At 65.0% G+C, this 17,233-nt stretch carries 13 protein-coding genes; 12 read left to right on the forward strand and 1 reads right to left on the reverse strand.

Going from position 1 to position 17,233, the window contains the following annotated elements; all coding sequences use genetic code 11:
• Positions 1 to 18: 18 nt before the first annotated feature.
• The 7 genes from lpxK to BZG29_RS07980 all read left to right on the forward strand — a co-directional run bounded on the left by lpxK (position 19) and on the right by BZG29_RS07980 (position 6,148).
• Positions 19 to 1,074: a tetraacyldisaccharide 4'-kinase gene (lpxK, locus tag BZG29_RS07950; protein ID WP_077400894.1), complete on the forward strand. Its 1,056-nt coding sequence runs from the start codon at positions 19 to 21 to the stop codon at positions 1,072 to 1,074.
• On the forward strand, positions 1,055 to 1,231 hold the full coding sequence (locus BZG29_RS07955; RefSeq protein WP_010395789.1) for a Trm112 family protein: 177 nt from the start codon (positions 1,055 to 1,057) through the stop codon (positions 1,229 to 1,231). Before lpxK ends, BZG29_RS07955 begins: the two co-directional genes overlap by 20 nt.
• Before the next feature lie 2 nt (positions 1,232 to 1,233).
• Complete coding sequence (gene kdsB / locus BZG29_RS07960; protein WP_077400898.1) at positions 1,234 to 1,989, forward strand: 3-deoxy-manno-octulosonate cytidylyltransferase; 756 nt, start codon at positions 1,234 to 1,236, stop codon at positions 1,987 to 1,989.
• Between the two features lie 244 nt (positions 1,990 to 2,233).
• Complete coding sequence (adk, locus tag BZG29_RS07965) at positions 2,234 to 2,890, forward strand: adenylate kinase (RefSeq protein WP_077400901.1); 657 nt, start codon at positions 2,234 to 2,236, stop codon at positions 2,888 to 2,890.
• Positions 2,891 to 3,070: 180 nt separating this feature from the next.
• On the forward strand, positions 3,071 to 5,194 hold the full coding sequence (locus tag BZG29_RS07970; RefSeq protein ID WP_077400904.1) for a sodium-translocating pyrophosphatase: 2,124 nt from the start codon (positions 3,071 to 3,073) through the stop codon (positions 5,192 to 5,194).
• 191 nt (positions 5,195 to 5,385) lie between these two features.
• Positions 5,386 to 5,784, forward strand: a complete 399-nt coding sequence (locus tag BZG29_RS07975) for a hypothetical protein (RefSeq protein WP_077400907.1) — start codon at positions 5,386 to 5,388, stop codon at positions 5,782 to 5,784.
• 13 nt (positions 5,785 to 5,797) lie between these two features.
• Entirely contained in the window at positions 5,798 to 6,148 is a 351-nt protein-coding gene (locus BZG29_RS07980) for a glycine zipper family protein (protein WP_253192819.1), read from the forward strand.
• Between the two features lie 4 nt (positions 6,149 to 6,152).
• Here BZG29_RS07980 and BZG29_RS07985 read toward each other — a convergent pair whose 3' ends face one another.
• A complete protein-coding gene (locus tag BZG29_RS07985) occupies positions 6,153 to 8,213 on the reverse strand; it encodes a TonB-dependent receptor (protein WP_077400909.1) in 2,061 nt (686 codons plus the stop codon).
• A gap of 281 nt (positions 8,214 to 8,494) precedes the next feature.
• On the opposite strand from BZG29_RS07985, the gene BZG29_RS07990 reads away from it, so the two are divergent.
• From BZG29_RS07990 to BZG29_RS08010, 5 genes are all read left to right on the forward strand, one after another.
• Positions 8,495 to 8,932, forward strand: a complete 438-nt coding sequence (locus BZG29_RS07990) for a hypothetical protein (protein ID WP_077400912.1) — start codon at positions 8,495 to 8,497, stop codon at positions 8,930 to 8,932.
• A gap of 160 nt (positions 8,933 to 9,092) precedes the next feature.
• Positions 9,093 to 9,851 (forward strand): 3-hydroxyacyl-CoA dehydrogenase, encoded by a 759-nt coding sequence (locus BZG29_RS07995; RefSeq protein WP_070224603.1) that lies wholly within the window; start codon positions 9,093 to 9,095, stop codon positions 9,849 to 9,851.
• 84 nt (positions 9,852 to 9,935) lie between these two features.
• On the forward strand, positions 9,936 to 11,711 hold the full coding sequence (gene ggt, locus BZG29_RS08000) for a gamma-glutamyltransferase (RefSeq protein ID WP_077400915.1): 1,776 nt from the start codon (positions 9,936 to 9,938) through the stop codon (positions 11,709 to 11,711).
• Between the two features lie 41 nt (positions 11,712 to 11,752).
• Positions 11,753 to 12,922 carry a patatin-like phospholipase family protein gene (locus BZG29_RS08005; protein WP_034751717.1) on the forward strand — a complete coding sequence of 390 codons (1,170 nt, stop codon included), beginning with the start codon at positions 11,753 to 11,755 and terminating at the stop codon, positions 12,920 to 12,922.
• Positions 12,923 to 12,976: 54 nt separating this feature from the next.
• Entirely contained in the window at positions 12,977 to 17,206 is a 4,230-nt protein-coding gene (locus BZG29_RS08010; protein WP_253192820.1) for a two-component regulator propeller domain-containing protein, read from the forward strand.
• The last annotated feature ends 27 nt before the right edge of the window (positions 17,207 to 17,233 follow it).

Raw genomic sequence — 17,233 nt, forward strand, 5'->3', positions numbered from 1 at the left:
AATTTTAGTTGACACCGCATGCCCACATCCTCCCCCGCCAAGCTTGAAACCACACTCACCCGCGCCTGGCTGACGCGCGGCCCGCTGGCGTGCGCGCTATGGCCCGTGTCGCTGCTGTTCGGCGCCCTGAGTGCCGTGCGGCGCGGCCTGTACCGGGCCAGCCTCCTGAAATCGGCGCGCCTGCCCGTGCCCGTCGTCGTCGTCGGCAATATTTTCATCGGCGGCACGGGCAAGACGCCGCTGACGATCTGGCTGGTGCAAGCCTTGCGCGACGCGGGCATGCGCCCGGGCGTCATTTCGCGCGGGCATGGCAGTGCCGACCGGCTGCCGCGCGCCGTCAGCGCCGCGTCCACGCCGCAGCAGGTGGGCGACGAGCCGCTGCTGATCTTCCAGCGCGGCGGCTGCCCCGTGATGGTGGGGCGCGACCGCGCGCAGGCGGGCAGGGCGCTGCTGGCCGCGCACCCCGAGGTCGACGTGCTGGTGACGGACGACGGCTTGCAGCATTACGCTTTGCAGCGCGACGTGGAAATCGTGCTGTTCGACGGCCGCGGCGCGGGCAATGGCTGGCTGCTGCCGGCGGGACCGTTGCGCGAATCGCCGCGCCGCCGGCGCGACGTGACGGTGATCAATGCGCCCGAGCTGGCGCCGGCACTGGTGGACCAGGTCGCGCCCAAGGGCTCCCTGGTGGTGCAGATGCTGCTCGATGGCGGGATGGCCGAACGCTTGATAGACCGCAACGAGCACATGCCCCTGAAATCCCTGGCGGCCGGCGGCCAGCGCATCGTGGCGGCGGCCGGCATCGGCAATCCCCGGCGTTTCTTTGCCATGCTGCGCGGGGCCGGATTGGACTTCATGGAACTGCCCCTGCCCGACCATCACGACTTCCTCGACCAGCCATTTGCGGCACTCGACACGGATGTGATCTTGATCACCGAGAAGGATGCAGTAAAATGTGCGCAAATTGAACATCTCAAAGATGACCCGAGACTGTGGGTCGTCCCCGTCAGTGCGCGCATCGATAGCGCGCTGGCCCAACAAATTGTGGAGAAATGTCGTGGACGCTCGACTGCTTGATATCCTGGTCTGCCCTGTTTGCAAGGGTCCGCTTGAACACGATAAGAAGGCGCAGGAACTGATTTGCCGCGCCGACCGCCTGGCCTATCCTATCCGCGATGGCATTCCCATCATGTGGGCGGACGAAGCGCGCACCCTGCAAGACGCAGTGGAATAACGATGGCGTTCATCGTCATCATCCCGGCCCGCCTGGCCTCGACGCGCCTGCCGAACAAGCCGCTGGCCGACCTGGGCGGCAAGCCCATGGTGGTGCGCGTGGCCGAGCAGGCAGCCTTGTCGGGCGCCGCGCGCGTCATCGTCGCCACCGACCATGAGTCCATTCGCGCCGTCTGCGCCGCGCATGGCGTGGAGGTGTGCATGACGCGCGCCGACCATCCGTCGGGCACGGACCGCATCGCCGAAGTGGCGCGCACGCTCGCTTTGCCGCCGGACGCCGTCGTCGTCAACCTGCAGGGCGACGAACCCTTGATCGATCCGGCCCTGCTGGCCGCCTGCGCGGCGCAGATCAGCGCCGCCGTCCCCATGGCTACCTGCGCCCATCCGCTGCATGATGTGGCTGACGCGTTCAATCCGAACGTGGTGAAGGTCGTGCTGGACAAGAACGGCCGCGCCTTGTATTTCTCGCGCGCTACGATTCCCTGGCACCGCGACGGCTTCGCGCAGTCGAAAGACAGCTTGCCAGCCGGCTACGTGCCCCTGCGGCATATCGGCTTGTATGCGTACAGCAATGCGTTCTTGCAAGAATATCCGCAATTGTCCGCTTCGCCGCTGGAAGCCATCGAGGCGCTGGAGCAGTTGCGCGTGCTGTGGCACGGTGTTGCCATCGCCGTGCATGTCACGGATTCGGCCCCGGCCGCCGGTGTCGACACGCCGGAAGATCTTGCCAGGGTGCAAGCCTACTACGGCGCCCTGTAAGCGCTACCCGCAAAACGGCAGGCGTGCAAATATAATTTTGTGCGCCTGCAGTAAAAACCACATTTTGAAACGTGCGTCGCGCGAATTGCTGGCTTTGATCAATCAGGGCATAGCAATTCGATAGCAAACTGGCGTTCCGGGGATTTTTTGTGGTAAGTTTCGTAGGGAAAGATAGCCTTAGCAACACCATCTAAAAATAATTACACATACCACCATCCAAAATCTGTTTTTTAGGAACTTTTCAATGCGTCTGATACTTTTAGGAGCACCCGGTGCCGGCAAGGGCACCCAAGCTAATTTCATCAAAGAAAAATACAACATTCCACAAATCTCCACGGGCGACATGCTGCGCGCGGCGATCAAGGAAGGCTCCGAACTGGGCCTGGCAGCGAAAAAAGTCATGGATGCGGGCGGCCTCGTGTCGGACGACATCATGATCGGCCTGGTCAAGAATCGCCTGCAGGAAGCCGATTGCGCCAATGGCTACCTGTTCGACGGTTTCCCGCGCACCATCGCGCAGGCGGACGCCATGAAGGACGCCGGCATCAATGTCGACTATGTGCTGGAAATCGACGTGCCTGACGCTTCGATCATCGAGCGCATGGACGGCCGCCGCAGCCACCCGGGTTCGGGCCGCGTGTATCACGTCAAATTCAACCCGCCCAAGGTCGACGGCGTCGATGACATCACCGGCGAACCGCTGATCCAGCGCGACGACGACAAGGCTGAAACGGTCAAGAAGCGCCTGGACGTGTACCACAACCAGACCAAGGTCTTGTTGGGCTACTACAATGACTGGGCCAAGTCCGGCCTGCCAGGCGCACCGAAATACCGCCGCATCGCCGGCGTCGGTCCGGTCGAGCAAATCCGCGACAGCGCATTTGCCGCCCTGGCGGAGTAAGCAGTTTATGAAAAGCGGACCTGAGTGTCCGCTTTTTTTGTGCCCGCTTTGCGCCAGCGGTGCCTCATCGTTTTCGTAGTTCAGGTTTTTTGCAGGTCGTGTTTTCCTGGCTGCGCGTGCCTACCCGGTGCGGTCTGCAGCTGTTGGCAATGACGTCGGATAAAAACAGAAGGGGACGATATGGCAGCCAGCTTGTGGTTTGCGGTAGCCTGCGGCGTGGTCGCAGTCATTTACGGTTTGGTGTCGCGCAGCTGGATCCTGAGGCAGGATCCCGGCAACGCGCGCATGCAGGAAATCGCCCTGGCCATCCAGCAGGGCGCGGCCGCCTATCTGGCGCGCCAGTACCGCACCATCGCCATTGTCGGCGTGGTGTTATTGATCGCCATCTATGTGCTGCTTGGCCTGCATACGGCGCTGGGCTTCCTGATCGGCGCCGTGCTGTCGGGCGCCTGCGGCTTCATCGGCATGAATGTCTCGGTGCGGGCCAATGTGCGCACGGCGCAGGCGGCCACCCTGGGCATCAACCAGGCGCTGAACGTGGCTTTCAAGGGCGGGGCGATCACGGGCATGCTGGTCGTCGGCCTGGGCTTGCTGGGCGTGACCCTGTTCTACTGGCTGCTGGCGACGACGGGCGCGCCCGGCCTCACGCAGCATGACCTGATCAAACCCCTGATCGGCCTGGCCTTCGGCGCCTCGCTCATTTCCATCTTCGCGCGGCTGGGCGGCGGCATCTTTACCAAGGGCGCCGACGTGGGCGCGGACCTGGTGGGCAAGGTCGAGGCGGGCATCCCCGAGGACGATCCGCGCAATCCGGCCGTCATCGCCGACAACGTGGGCGACAACGTGGGCGATTGCGCCGGCATGGCGGCCGACCTGTTCGAGACCTATGTCGTGACCCTGATCGCCACCATGCTGCTGGGCGCGCTGCTGATGGCAGAGGCCAGCAGCACGGCCATCATCTACCCGCTGCTGCTGGGCGCCGTTTCCATCCTCGCTTCCATCGTCGGCTGCTCGATGGTGAAAACGGCGCCGGGCAAGAAGATCATGTCGGCCCTGTACACGGGCCTGTGGTGGGCGGCCGGCCTGTCGCTGGTCGGTTTTGCCGTCGTCACGTGGCTGCTGTGGCCCGACGACGCCATGCGCTACAAGATGCTGGGCGCCACCGTGGTCGGCATCGTCCTCACGGGCCTGATGGTGTACATCACCGAGTACTACACGGGCACGGATTTCAAGCCCGTGCGCCACATCGCCGAAGCGTCGACGACGGGCCACGGCACGAATATCATCGCCGGCCTGGGCGTGTCGATGAAGTCCACGGCGTATCCGGTGCTGGCCGTCTGCGTCGCCATCCTCGTCTCGTATCAATTGGCGGGCCTGTACGGCATCGCCATCGCGGCCACCTCGATGCTGTCGATGGCGGGCATCATCGTCGCACTCGACGCGTATGGCCCCATCACGGATAACGCGGGCGGCATCGCGGAAATGTCGGGCTTGCCCGACTCCGTGCGCGCCATCACCGATCCTCTGGATGCCGTCGGGAATACGACCAAGGCCGTCACCAAGGGCTACGCCATCGGCTCGGCCGGGCTGGCCGCGCTGGTGCTGTTTGCCGACTACACGCATGCGCTCGAATCCGTGGGCCAGCACATCACGTTTGACTTGTCGAACCCCATGGTCATCGTCGGCCTCTTCATCGGCGGCCTGATACCGTATCTGTTCGGCGCCATGGCGATGGAAGCCGTGGGCCGCGCGGCCGGCGCCGTGGTGGTGGAAGTGCGCCGGCAGTTCCGCGACATCAAGGGCATCATGGAAGGCACGGCGCGGCCCGAATACGACAAGGCCGTCGACATGCTGACGGCATCGGCCATCCGTGAAATGATCGTGCCGTCCCTGCTGCCCGTGGTGGTGCCTATCGTCGTGGGCATGCTGCTGGGGCCTGCTGCACTGGGCGGTCTTTTGATGGGGACGATTGTGACGGGCCTGTTCGTGGCCATTTCCATGACCACGGGCGGCGGCGCCTGGGACAATGCGAAGAAATACATCGAGGATGGCCATTTCGGCGGCAAGGGTTCGGACGCGCACAAGGCGGCCGTCACGGGCGACACGGTGGGCGACCCGTACAAGGATACGGCCGGTCCGGCAGTGAACCCCTTGATCAAGATCATCAATATCGTGGCCCTGCTGCTGGTGCCGCTGCTGCCGGCCACGGGCTGGCTGGCCGTCAAGGCGCCGGCGCCCATCCACGCGCCCGTGCCGCCGATCCTGGCACCGGCCACACCCGTGCAAAGCTTGCCCGCGCAATAAGCTGCGCCGTCCCTGCAGCCCCGTGGCCCGCGCCGCGGGGCTGTTTGCGTTTTGTGCAGATGAAACTTTCCTGCCGTCCATATCCTCGGCGTATCAAAGGTGAGCAATTGTTACGGCGCCTTTGCTTGTGCCGGCTCTCTGTCAATAATGGAATGAGCGTCACAGTTGGGCATGTAAGGCGGGAGGATGTCATGGACAGCATCAGCAGGAAGGGCGGCGCGCTGGCGGCGCTCTTGGTATTGGCGGTCACGGCGGGAGTGGCTCAGGCGGCGCCGGGCCGGCATGGCGGCTTTCACGGCGGCCACGGCCACTTCCACGGCCGTTCGCACGTGGGCGTCTGGGTGGGATCTCCGTGGTGGTATGGCTATGGTCCGGGCTGGTATGGCGACCCGTGGTATGGCTATCCCTATCCGTATGGACGCACGGTGCTCGTGCAGGCGCCGCCCGTCGTGCCTCCCGTTTACATCGAGCAGGGCGGCGAGCCGACGGCGCAGATGTGGTACTACTGCGCGAGGCCGCAGGGCTACTATCCCTATGTGAAAAATTGCAGTACGGCATGGCGTGCCGTAGCACCGGCCAGCGTGCGCTGACGGGGAGGCGAACATGAACACGAAAGCGTTGATGGGGCGTGCCGGACTGCTGGCGCCCCTGCTGCTGGCCGCCTGCACGGTGCTGCCGGAAGGGCCGTCGGCCATGGCCTTGCCCGGCACGGGCAAGAGCCTCGAGCAATTCCGCGTCGATGACGGCAGTTGCCGTGGCTACGCGCAGGCGCAGCTGGCCGGCACGGGCGCGGCCGAGAGTTCCTCGCATGGCATGCAGCGCAGCTACGATGATTCTTATCAAAAATGCATGCATGCGAGCGGCCACAAGGTGCCCGTGGCCGGGCGGATGCTGGGCAGCGTGCCGGCGAATGCCGCCACGCCGCCGCCCGATACGCCGCCGCCCCGTTATTAGCCGCTTAGAAGCGCGACGTCAGGCCGACGAACATGCGCCGTCCCGGCACGTAGTAGTCGACCAGACCATCGGCCATCGGGCCCTTCTTGAACAGGTTTTGCACGCCGCCACGCACCGTCCACTGGGGCGTGACCTTGTACGACACGACGGTGTCGACGATGGTGTAGGCTTTGTCGGCCAGCTTGCCGGCATCGAGTTCCTTGCCCGTGTACTGGGCCGATACTTCGCCGAACAGCTGGTCGTTGACTTGCCAGCCCAGCGCCGAGTACCACGACAGTTTTGGCGTCGACAGCAGGTTGGCGCCCGTGGTCAGGTTTTTCGCTTCCGCCATGTAGGTGACGTTGTTACGCCAGTTCAGGTTTTTCGTCAGCGGGATGGTGGCCGTCGCTTCCAGGCCGCTGGTGCGCGCCTTCTGGATATTCGTCATCTTGGTCCACCAGCGCTGCTGGTAAAAGCCCAGCGGCGCATAGTCGATCTTGTTCTTGAAATCCGTGTGGAAGTAAGTCAGACCCACATCCCAGCCATTCTGTTCCCACGCCACGCCGATCTCGCCGGCCGTGCTCGTTTCCGGCTTCAGGTCCGCATTGCCGGCCATGTAGCAGTCGCCCGTGATGTAGCCCAGCGGTTTCAGGCTGCCGCAACCGCGTCCGGCCGAGTTGGTCGCCGCCGCCGGCGAGTTTTCCTTCAGGCTCGGGGCGCGGAAGCCTTGCGACACGCCGCCCTTGATGGTCCAGGCGGGGGCGGGGTGGTACACCAGGTACAGGCGCGGGCTGTAGTGGTTGCCGAACTTGCTGTGGTGATCGAGGCGCAGGCCGGCCGTGGCCGTCAAGTCCTCGCGCAAGAACAATTGATCTTCCGCAAACAGGGCCGAGGTGGTGCCCGACAGGGTCGCGCCGCTCACGGTGTTGCCCAGATAATCGGTGGGCACGGTGCCGATGGTATTCGTGTTTGTCAATTCCTGGTGCTTCCACTGGCCGCCCATCACGAGCATTTGCTCGATGCCGCCCCAGCCGAGCCGTTTTTCCAGGCTGGCATCGAGCGTGCTGTCCTTGGATTTCGCCACCGTGCCGACGTCCTGGTTATCGAAGTCGTTGTGATACAGGTTGACCGTGGTCTTGCCGAAGTCCCAGCGGCCTTCGTAGCCGAGGCTGACGCTCTTGCGTATCAGCTTGTTGGCGCCCCAGCTGTAGACCAGCGGCTCGCCATCCGCATCATGCGCACTCGAATTGCTCGCTTCCTGCCTGCCATAGCTGGCGTCCAGCGACAGGTTCTGTTTCTTGTCCAGCGCCCAGGTCAGCTGACCCGAGACAGTCTGGTTGCGTTCGCCGCCCATGGCGCCCGCTTTGTCGAAGGATTTTTCATCGGGATTCTGGCGCGTCTGGCTCACGCCCAGGCGCATGCCGACCGTGTCCGACAGGGGGCCGGCCAGGTTCAAGCCCAGCTGGTGCGCCGTGCCGCGGTCGCTGTCCTGCGGTTGCGTGTAGTTGGCCGTGGCCGAGCCGTTCCACTTGCCCGGCACCTTGCGCGTGATGATGTTGATCACGCCGCCCATGGCGTCCGAACCGTACAGCGAGGACATGGGGCCGCGCACCACTTCGATGCGCTCGATCATGTCAGGCGAGATCCAGTTCAAGTCCTGGCGGCCCAGATCCGGACGGTAAGCCGTGTCGGCCGAGCTGCCCACGCGCTTGCCGTCGACCAGGATCAGGGTGTATTTGTCGGGCAAGCCGCGCAGCTTGATCTTCGATGCCTCACGCTCGGGGCTGCTGCCGCCCGTCACGCCGGGGATGCGGCGCAGCAAGGTGTTCAAGTCATACACGGGCTGGCGCTCGATTTCCTCGCGCGTGATGACGCTGATGCTGGCCGGCGCATCCTTGATGTCGATGGCCGTACCGGACGCCGTGACGACCACCGTGTTCATGGTGGGATCGGCGGCCACATTGCCTTCGGCCCAGGCGTTGCTGACGGCCAGCGAGAGCAGGCAGGGCAGGAGCAGGGCGGCGGAATGCATGGAGCGTGCGGGAGTGGAAACGGGGGCTGCGAAGGCGGGACTGCGCTGGGTCATGGTGAACTTTCCGGATGTTGTTATTTCCTGGCTGCCTTCCGGGTGGCTCGGGTATGAATGAATGAAAAGAGTAAAAAATGCGCTCCCATTCTGCGAATGAGAATAAGAATCGTTCTTATTGTAATGCCATACTGGCAAGAAGGAAAGTGCTGAAAGGAAATAAAACACCGTTGCAAGGTGCGCATGGCAGGTGCAAACGTGAGAATTTGTTACCTTGGCTGGCATCTGGCGCGGCGTGTGCCAATAATGAAAGCCGTGCGATGGGTACTGGAGGAGGTGGCATGAAGGGGATGATCACAACGCTACCGGCACTGGCTTGCGTCATGCTGCTCGCTGGCGGCCATGCCCGGGCGCAAGAGCCGGCTGCGCCCGCCGAGTCCTTGCCTGAGCCTTTGCCCGTGTGCCAGCTCGACCCGCGCGACAGCGGCAAGCTGGCGGTGGAACCGTGCCGCCCGGCGCCGCCCGTGCAGCCGCGCCGTTCCGTGGCGCAGGTGATCGGCCGCATGCCGGCGCAGCCTGCGTCACCGGTCGTGCCCATCGTGCCCCTGCCGCCCAGCCCGGCCGTGCCGATGCCGCGCGCACCGCAGCCCATCGGCTCATGCGACTCAGGCGGTTGCCGCGATGCGGCAGGCGCGCGCTACGACGGCGCGGGCAACGCCACGCTCGATGCCAACGGGCGCATCTGCCACCGCAATGGCGCTTTCATGCAGTGTTTTTAACTTTCTCATTCGCCAGCGCTGCAAGTTTTCGCTCGGTGCCCGTAAAAATGGCTACAATTGTCGCCGACATTACGTTTACGTAAACGTAATAGCGTAATAATGGCATCGTGCATCAACCATCAGGCGCCGGGAACACGGCCCTTATCACTCAGGAGATTTCATGCAGATTCAGGACAATGTATTCATCATCACGGGCGGCGCATCGGGTTTGGGCGCAGCCACGGCGCGCATGCTGACGGCGGCCGGCGGCAAGGTCGTGCTGGCCGACGTGCAGACGGAGGCGGGCCAGGCGCTGGCCGCTGAACTGAACGGCGTGTTTGTGCAGTGCGACGTGACGTCGGAAGAAGACGGCCTGGCCGTGGTGGCGGCGGCTACGAAGCTGGGCACCTTGCGCGGCCTGGTCAACTGCGCCGGCGTGGCGCCCGCCGTGAAAACCGTGGGCAAGGATGGCCCGCACCCGCTGGCACTGTTCCAGAAAGTCGTCAACATCAACCTGGTCGGCACCTTCAATATGTGCCGCCTGGCGGCCGACGCCATGGCGAAACAGGACGCGACGGCGGAAGGCGAGCGCGGCATCATCATCAACACGGCTTCCGTGGCGGCCTACGATGGCCAGATCGGCCAGGCGGCCTATGCCTCGTCGAAGGCGGCAGTGGTGGGACTGACCCTGCCGATGGCGCGCGACCTGTCGCGCAACGGCATCCGCGTGATGACGGTGGCGCCCGGCATTTTCGAAACGCCGATGCTGCTCGGCATGCCGGCCGAAGTGCAGGATGCGCTGGGCAAGATGGTGCCGTTCCCTTCTCGCCTGGGCAAGCCCGGCGAATACGCGCAACTGGTGAAAGCCATCGTGGAAAACGTCATGCTCAATGGCGAAACGATCCGCCTGGATGGTGCGATCCGCATGCAACCCAAATAAGCGCGGCGCGATTTGATGTAGGATACCCCCGTATGGGGCGTACAGCCTTGCCTGGCTGTGCGCCCTTTTTTTATCGGAGAATCCATGATCGCATTGAAGCCGCTGGCGCTGAGCCTGACCTTGCTGGGAGCCCTCGCTGCCAGTCCCGCATTTGCCGAAGTGCCGCAGAAGGCGCCGGAAATCGCCACCGCGTATGCGGAAAAAAGTGGCTGGGCGGCGCAGAAATTCATGGTCGCCGCCGCCAATCCGCTGGCCGCCGATGCCGGCTACCAGATGTTGAAAAAGGGCGGCAGCGCCATCGACGCTGCCATCGCCACGCAGTTGGTGCTCACCCTGGTCGAGCCGCAATCGTCGGGCATCGGCGGCGGCGCCTTTTTGCTGTACTCCACGGCCAAGGGCGTGCAAGCGTTCGACGGACGCGAAACGGCGCCTGCTAGCGCCGACGAACACCTGTTCCAGAATGCTGACGGCAGTCCCGTCTCGCGCGCCACGGGCGTGGTGGGCGGGCGTTCCGTGGGCGCGCCGGGCGTGCTGCGCATGCTGGAACTGGCGCACAAGGAACACGGCAAGCTGCCGTGGGCGACCCTTTTCGGCCCGGCCATCAAGCTGGCGCACGGCGGCTTTCCCGTCAGCCAGCGCCTCAACGGCTTGCTGAACTGGGACCAGGCCCTGAAGCGCGACCCTGTCGCCGCCGCGTATTTCTATGACCAGGAAGGCAAGGCCTGGCCCGTCGGCCACGTGCTGAAAAACCCGCAGCTGGCGCGCACCCTGCGCGAGATCGCCCGCGGCGGCGCCGACGCGTTTTACAACGGCCGCATCGCGCGCGACATCGCCGCCAAGGTGGCGGCGCATCCGACCAATCCGGGCAAGCTGACGGCGCAGGACATCGCCGGCTATCGCGCCAAGGTGCGCGAACCCGTCTGCAGCGATTACAAGGCCTGGACCGTGTGCGGCATGCCGCCGCCATCGTCGGGCGGCATCGCCATCGCGCAGATGCTGGGCATGCTGGAAGTGAAGGATATCCGGCCGTATGCGCCCGTCGACGGCGTGCCCGATGCGCAGGCGATACACCTGTTCTCGGAAGCGGGGCGCCTGGCTTACGCGGACCGCAACCGTTACGTGGCCGACACGGATTTCGTGCCGCTGCCCGGTAACGGCATCGCCTCGATGCTCGATAAAACCTACCTGGCGCAGCGCGCCGCCTTGATCGGCGACAAATCCATGGGCAAGGCCTTGCCCGGTACGCCGCCCGGCATGCAGGTAGCGTGGGGCATGGACAACGCCTTGCAGCGCCCGTCGACCTCGCACCTGGTGGCGGTGGACGCTTTTGGGGGCGGCCTGTCGATGACCACCAGCGTGGAAGATGCGTTCGGTTCGCGCCAGATGGTCGACGGCTTCCTGCTGAATAACCAGTTGACGGATTTTTCGTTCGATTCGCGCGATGCGGACGGCCCCATCGCCAACCGGGTCGAAGCGGGCAAGCGCCCGCGCAGCGCCATGTCGCCCACCCTCGTGTTCGAGAAGGGCACGCACAAGCTGGTGCTGGCCACGGGTTCCCCGGGCGGCTCGTCCATCATCAACTATGTCGCCAAGGTCCTGGTCGGCACCATGGACTGGGGCCTGAACGTGCAGCAGGCGATCAGCCTGCCGAACTTCGGCAGCCGCAACGGCCCGACGGAACTGGAAAAGGGCCGCGCGCCCGCAGCCCAGGTCGAGGCGCTGCAGGCGATGGGCCACGAGGTGCGCGTGATCGAACAGAATTCCGGTTTGCAGGGCATCATGCGGCTGAATGCGCATGGCAAGGATTTCTGGTTTGGCGGCGCCGATCCGCGTCGTGAAGGCATGGTCAAGGGAGATTGAAACTTTTCCACAAAGTATCAAGACCCTGCTAATCTGCCGGCATGGGAATGCAAAATAAAACAGGCTTGATACTCACGGGAGGAGGCGCCCGTGCCGCCTACCAGGTGGGCGTGCTGCAGGCGATTTCGGCGATTCTGTGGGAAGCGGGCTGGGCGCCGGCGCGCAACCCGTTCGACATCATCTGCGGCACCTCGGCCGGCGCCATCAACGCCACGGCGCTGGCCTGCCGCGCGGATAACTTCGGCGAAGGCGTGCAAAAGCTGCTCGACGTCTGGCAGCACATCGAAGTCGAGCAAGTGTATCGGGCCGATTCGCTGGGCGTGATCCGCTCGGGCGCACGCTGGCTGTCGCTGCTGTCTTTTGGCTGGCTGCTGCGCCAGTGGCATGCCTCGCCGCCCAGCTCCCTGCTCGACAATACGCCGCTGGTCAGCCTGCTGCACCGCATGCTCGACCTGCCGCGCCTGGACGCGGCCCTGGCCGACGGCCTGCTGCATGCGCTGGCCGTGACGGCGTCGTCGTACTCGGGCAGCCGCCACATGACGTTTTACCAGACGGCCGAGGATATCGCGCCCTGGGTGCGCACGCAGCGCCTGGCCCTGCCGGACCAGATCGGCGTGGAGCACTTGCTCGCCTCGGCCGCCATCCCCTTCATCTTTCCCGCCGTGCCCCTGTACGTGGGCGGCCAGCGCGAATACTGCGGCGACGGTTCCATGCGCCAGCTGGCGCCGATCTCGCCGGCCATCCACCTGGGCGCGAACAAGGTGCTGGTGGTGGGGGCGGGGCGCATGACGGAGCCGGCGCCCGCCGCGTCCGAAGCGGCACGCTACCCGAGCCTGGCGCAGATTGCCGGCCACGCGCTGTCGTCGATTTTCCTCGATGGCCTGGCCGTCGACATCGAACGCCTGAACCGCATCAACCTGACCCTGTCGATGCTGCCGCCCGAATTGCTGGGCAAGACGGCCTTGCGGCCCGTGGAATTGCTGGTCATCGCGCCGTCCGAGCGGCTCGACGCCATCGCCAGCCGGCATATCGGCAGTTTGCCCCGCCCCATCCGCACCATGTTGTCGGGTATCGGCGCGGCCGAAGCGCGCGGCGCGGCGCTGGCATCGTATTTATTGTTCGAATCGACGTATACTAACGAGCTGATCCGTCTTGGACAGCGCGATACGCAAGCCCGCAAGGATGATGTCCTGGCGTTCTTTGGTTCCTGAGACGGCCCCTGGAGCGGTGTGCGGGTTTTTCGCGTTTTTTTTGACAGGACGATTGTGCTGGTATTTCGACGTGTTTGCGATGTTGCCTTACTGTTAATTCTGCTGCTGGGCGTCCCGGCCGCGGCGGCGCCTGCGCCCACCCTGCGTTTCGACCAGCTCAGCGTCGACCAGGGCCTGGCGCAGGAATCGGTGCTGGCCATCGCCCAGGACCGGCAGGGCTATATGTGGTTCGGCAGCCAGTCTGGCCTGAGCCGCTACGATGGCTACCGCATGGTCGTCTACAAGAATATCGAGGGCGACAAGACCAGCCTGGCCGACAATTGGGTCGGCGAGCTGCATGTCGATAGCCAGGGCCAGTTGTGGGTCGGCACCGACAATGGCCTGGACCGCTTCGACGCCGCCAGCCAGACCTTCATCCATTACGTCCCGGCCGAAAAGAGCAAGCGCGGCAACGGCAACCGGCATATCCACGCCATCCTCGACGACGGCGCGCGCGGCTTCTGGATAGCCACCTCGGACGGCTTGCAGCATTTCGACCCGGCCACGGGCACCTTCCGCACCTGGCACCATGAAGAGGGCAACCCGCACAGCCTGGGCGACAATGAAATCAAGGCGCTGGCGCTGGACGCGCAACAGCGCCTGTGGATCGGCACCGTCACGGGCCTGGACATGCTGGCGCCGGGCAGCGAGCGCTTCGAGCATTTTGCCGTCGACACGGAGCCCGGCTCGAAGTACAACGTGATCCAGTCGCTGCTGATCGACCGCCAGCAGAATCTGTGGATAGGCACCATGGCCGGCGCCGAGCGCTGGCGCCTGGGCGGCGCCGGCCAGCCGCCGCAGGCGCGCGTGCGCTTCGGCGAGAAGCATGGCTTTTCCGCCATCCGCGTCGCCAGCCTGTACCAGGATGTCGACGCCACCGTCTGGCTTGGCAGCAATGCCGATGGCCTGTTCCGCTGGCTGCCCGGCAGCGACACCTTCCTGCAATACCGGCACCAGACGGGCGACAAATTCAGCGTCGCCGACAACCAGCTGTCGTCCTTGTACCGCGACCGCGCCGGCACCTTCTGGGTCGGCTCCTGGTACAGCGGCGTGAGCCGGGTCGACCTGGGCAGCGGCGGCTTTTCGCGCATGGCGCGCGCGCCCGCCGACGTGGGCGCGCTGGCGGACAAGAAAGTGCGCGCCGTGGCCGATGCGGGCGATGGCAAGCTGTGGCTGGCCACCAAGGGCGGCTTGAAACTGTACGACACGCGCGATGGCAGTTCGCGGCTGTTCGACCTGCGCAGCTCGCCCGGCATGTCGCGCGACGAGCAGGTCACGACCCTGTACAAGGCGCCGGACGGCGTGCTGTGGGTGGGCGGCTCGACGGGCTTGCACCGCTTCGATCCGGCCCTCGGGCGCTTCTTCACCATGCGCTTTGCCGCCGGCGACCCGAACAGCGACACGATCCGCAATATCGTGAGCGACCGCAGCGGCATGCTGTGGGTCTCGACGCGGGGCGGCGTGCACCGCTTCGACCCCGTCAGCCGCCGCTTTACCACCTACCGCCACGACCCGGCCAACCCGAACAGCCTGTCCGACAACATGGTGCGGCCCGTGCTGGAAGACGGCAAGGGGCGCTTGTGGATAGGTTCCTTCCACGGCCTGGACTTGCTGGATCGCGCCAGCGGCCACTTCCGCCATTTCCGCCACGATCCGCAAAACCCGCATAGCCTGAGCCACGATGAAGTGCATTTCCTGCACGAGGACAAGCGCGGCGTGCTGTGGGTGGGCACGGCCAATGGCTTGAACCGCATGGACGTCGACGCCAAGGGCGAGATACGCTTCCGGCGCTTCGTGCGCAAGGATGGCATGGCCGACGACGCCGTCGCCAGCATCCTCGGAGACGACAACGAGCAGTTGTGGCTGAGCACGAACAGCGGCATCACGCGGCTCGACATGCGCAGCGGCCTGTTCCGCAATTACGACAGCGCCGATGGCACGGTGGAAGGCTCGTACTTCGATGGCGCGGCCCTGCGCGCGGCCGATGGCACCATGTATTTCGGCGGCTTCAACGGCATGACGGCGTTTGTGCCGGAGGATATCCACGACAACCGCGTGCCGCCGCTGGTGGCCATCACGGAGTTGCAGATATTCAACAAGCCGGTGGCCATTGGCCGCGGCGAGTTCGCGCACGTGCTCAAGGCGGCGATCGACCATACGCGCAACCTGGTGCTGACCAGCCGCGAAAGCGTCTTTTCGCTGGAATTCGCGGCCCTGCACTTCGCCGCGCCCCAGCGCAACATGTTCGCCTACCGGCTCGAAGGCTTCGACCAGGACTGGGTCATGACGGATGCGGGGCGGCGCTTTGCCACCTACACCAACCTCGATGCCGGCAACTACGTGTTTCGCGTCAAGGCGGCCAACAAGGACGGCGTGTGGAACGAGAGCGGCGCCACGCTGGCCATCACGATCCTGCCGCCGTTCTGGAAAACCTGGTGGTTCCGCACCCTGATGGCGGCGCTGCTGCTGGGCGCCATCTATGGCGCGTACCGCCAGCGCGTGCGCGCGCTGCGGCATCAGCAGAATGAATTGGAAAAGCAGGTCAGCGAACGCACGGCCGAGTTGCAGAGCAAGGAAATCGAAGTGCTGGCCCAGTCGGAAAAGCTGGCGCAAGTCAACAGCAGCCTGACGAAAAACGAGGAAAGTTTGCGCCAGGCCAAGCGCAAGGCCGAGGATGCGACGCGCCAGAAGTCGGAATTCCTGGCCAATATGAGCCACGAGATGCGCACGCCGCTGGCCGGCGTGATCGGCATGCTGGGCTTTGCCCTGCGCGACGAGCAGCTGCACGACGCCACGCGCGAGCAGATCCTGCGCGGCCAGGCCAACGCCCAGTCGCTGCTGGTGATCATCAATGACTTGCTCGATTTTTCCAAGATCGAGGCGGGCAAGCTGAGTATCGAAAATATCGACTTCGCGCTCGGCGCGGCGATCGAGACGGTCGTCACCCTGTTCGAGGAGCAGGCGGCCGCGCGCAGCATCGGTTTCGCCATCGATTTTGCGCCCGACCTGCCGCCCTTCGTGGTGGGCGACCCGACCCGCTTGCGCCAGGTGCTGGTCAACCTGGTCGGCAATGCCTTCAAGTTCACCCAGCGCGGCGGCGTCAGCGTGAGCGTCGAGCGGGCCGGCGTGGCCAGCGGCAGCGGCGGACGCAAGGTCAACCTGATCCGCTTTACCGTCAGCGACAGCGGCATCGGCATCGATGCCGATGCCATGGCGCGGCTGTTCCAGAAGTTCGAGCAGGCCGACGCCAGCACCACGCGGCGCTACGGCGGCACGGGACTGGGCCTGGCGATCTGCCGCCAGCTGGTCGAACTGATGGATGGCCAGATCGAGGTGGCCAGCACGCCGGGGCAGGGCAGTACCTTTGCCTTCACCTTGCCGTTGGCCGATGGCGTGGCGCCGCCGCTGGTGCCGCAGGTGGCGCTGGCGCCGCACAGCCACCAGTTGCGCGTGCTGTGCGCGGAAGACTTCCCCACCAACCAGATCATCATCCGCGTCATGCTCGAAGAACTGGGGCACCGGGTCGACGTGGTTGCCAACGGCGTGCTGGCGGTGGCGGCCTGCGTGCATACGCGCTATGACCTGATCCTGATGGACGGGCGCATGCCGGAGATGGACGGCGCCACGGCGACGCGCCTGATCCGCGTGGGCGGCTGGCCGGACCAGCCCGTGCGCGACCAGGAATTGATGATCGTGGCCCTGACGGCGAACGCCAGCGAAGAAGACCGCAGCCGCTATCTTGGCGTCGGCATGGATGATTTCCTCAGCAAACCGGTCGACGAGGCGGTGCTGCATGGTTTACTGGCGCGCGCCATCGAGCGCCAGCTGCAGCGCGGTTTCATGTTGCCGCGCATGCCGTCGAACGCGCCGCGCGGCACGGCGCGGGGACAGGCCGAACTCGATGCCCTGTTCGGCATCGCGCCGGCAGTTCCCGTCGCGGCGCCTTCCCAGTCCGTTCGCAGCGGCGAACTGCAACGGCGCATCCGCGTCGCCTTCGTCGCCGACCTGGAAGGGCGTTTGCGTGAACTCGACGACGCCCTGGCGGCGCAGGACAAGGACAACGCCGGGCGCCTGCTGCACGGCTTGAAGGGCAGCGCCGCCTATCTCGATGAAACGCAGCTGCACATGCTGTGCACGGAAATGGAAGAAGCGGCGGACGGTGGGCGCTGGACGCAGGTGGCCCTGCATTTGCCGCAATTGCGCGCACTGTTGACGCAAATAGCCGTTTCGGGCAAGGAAATGTAAAATAGGCAATGCCGGCCATGGAGCGCG

This window comes from Janthinobacterium sp. LM6 (assembly GCF_002002885.1).
Taxonomy (GTDB): Bacteria; Pseudomonadota; Gammaproteobacteria; order Burkholderiales; family Burkholderiaceae_D; genus Janthinobacterium; species Janthinobacterium kumbetense.

Bases quoted from the DNA above. Each gene is read 5' to 3' on its own strand.
- BZG29_RS07995 (WP_070224603.1), top strand. From the start codon at position 9,093: ATGCAGATTCAGGACAATGTATTCATCATCACGGGCGGCGCATCGGGT.
- BZG29_RS07975 (WP_077400907.1), top strand. From the start codon at position 5,386: ATGGACAGCATCAGCAGGAAGGGCGGCGCGCTGGCGGCGCTCTTGGTA.
- ggt (WP_077400915.1), top strand. From the start codon at position 9,936: ATGATCGCATTGAAGCCGCTGGCGCTGAGCCTGACCTTGCTGGGAGCC.
- BZG29_RS07985 (WP_077400909.1), bottom strand. From the start codon at position 8,213: ATGACCCAGCGCAGTCCCGCCTTCGCAGCCCCCGTTTCCACTCCCGCA.
- lpxK (WP_077400894.1), top strand. From the start codon at position 19: ATGCCCACATCCTCCCCCGCCAAGCTTGAAACCACACTCACCCGCGCC.
- BZG29_RS08005 (WP_034751717.1), top strand. From the start codon at position 11,753: ATGGGAATGCAAAATAAAACAGGCTTGATACTCACGGGAGGAGGCGCC.
- BZG29_RS07970 (WP_077400904.1), top strand. From the start codon at position 3,071: ATGGCAGCCAGCTTGTGGTTTGCGGTAGCCTGCGGCGTGGTCGCAGTC.
- BZG29_RS07990 (WP_077400912.1), top strand. From the start codon at position 8,495: ATGAAGGGGATGATCACAACGCTACCGGCACTGGCTTGCGTCATGCTG.
- kdsB (WP_077400898.1), top strand. From the start codon at position 1,234: ATGGCGTTCATCGTCATCATCCCGGCCCGCCTGGCCTCGACGCGCCTG.
- BZG29_RS07980 (WP_253192819.1), top strand. From the start codon at position 5,798: ATGAACACGAAAGCGTTGATGGGGCGTGCCGGACTGCTGGCGCCCCTG.
- adk (WP_077400901.1), top strand. From the start codon at position 2,234: ATGCGTCTGATACTTTTAGGAGCACCCGGTGCCGGCAAGGGCACCCAA.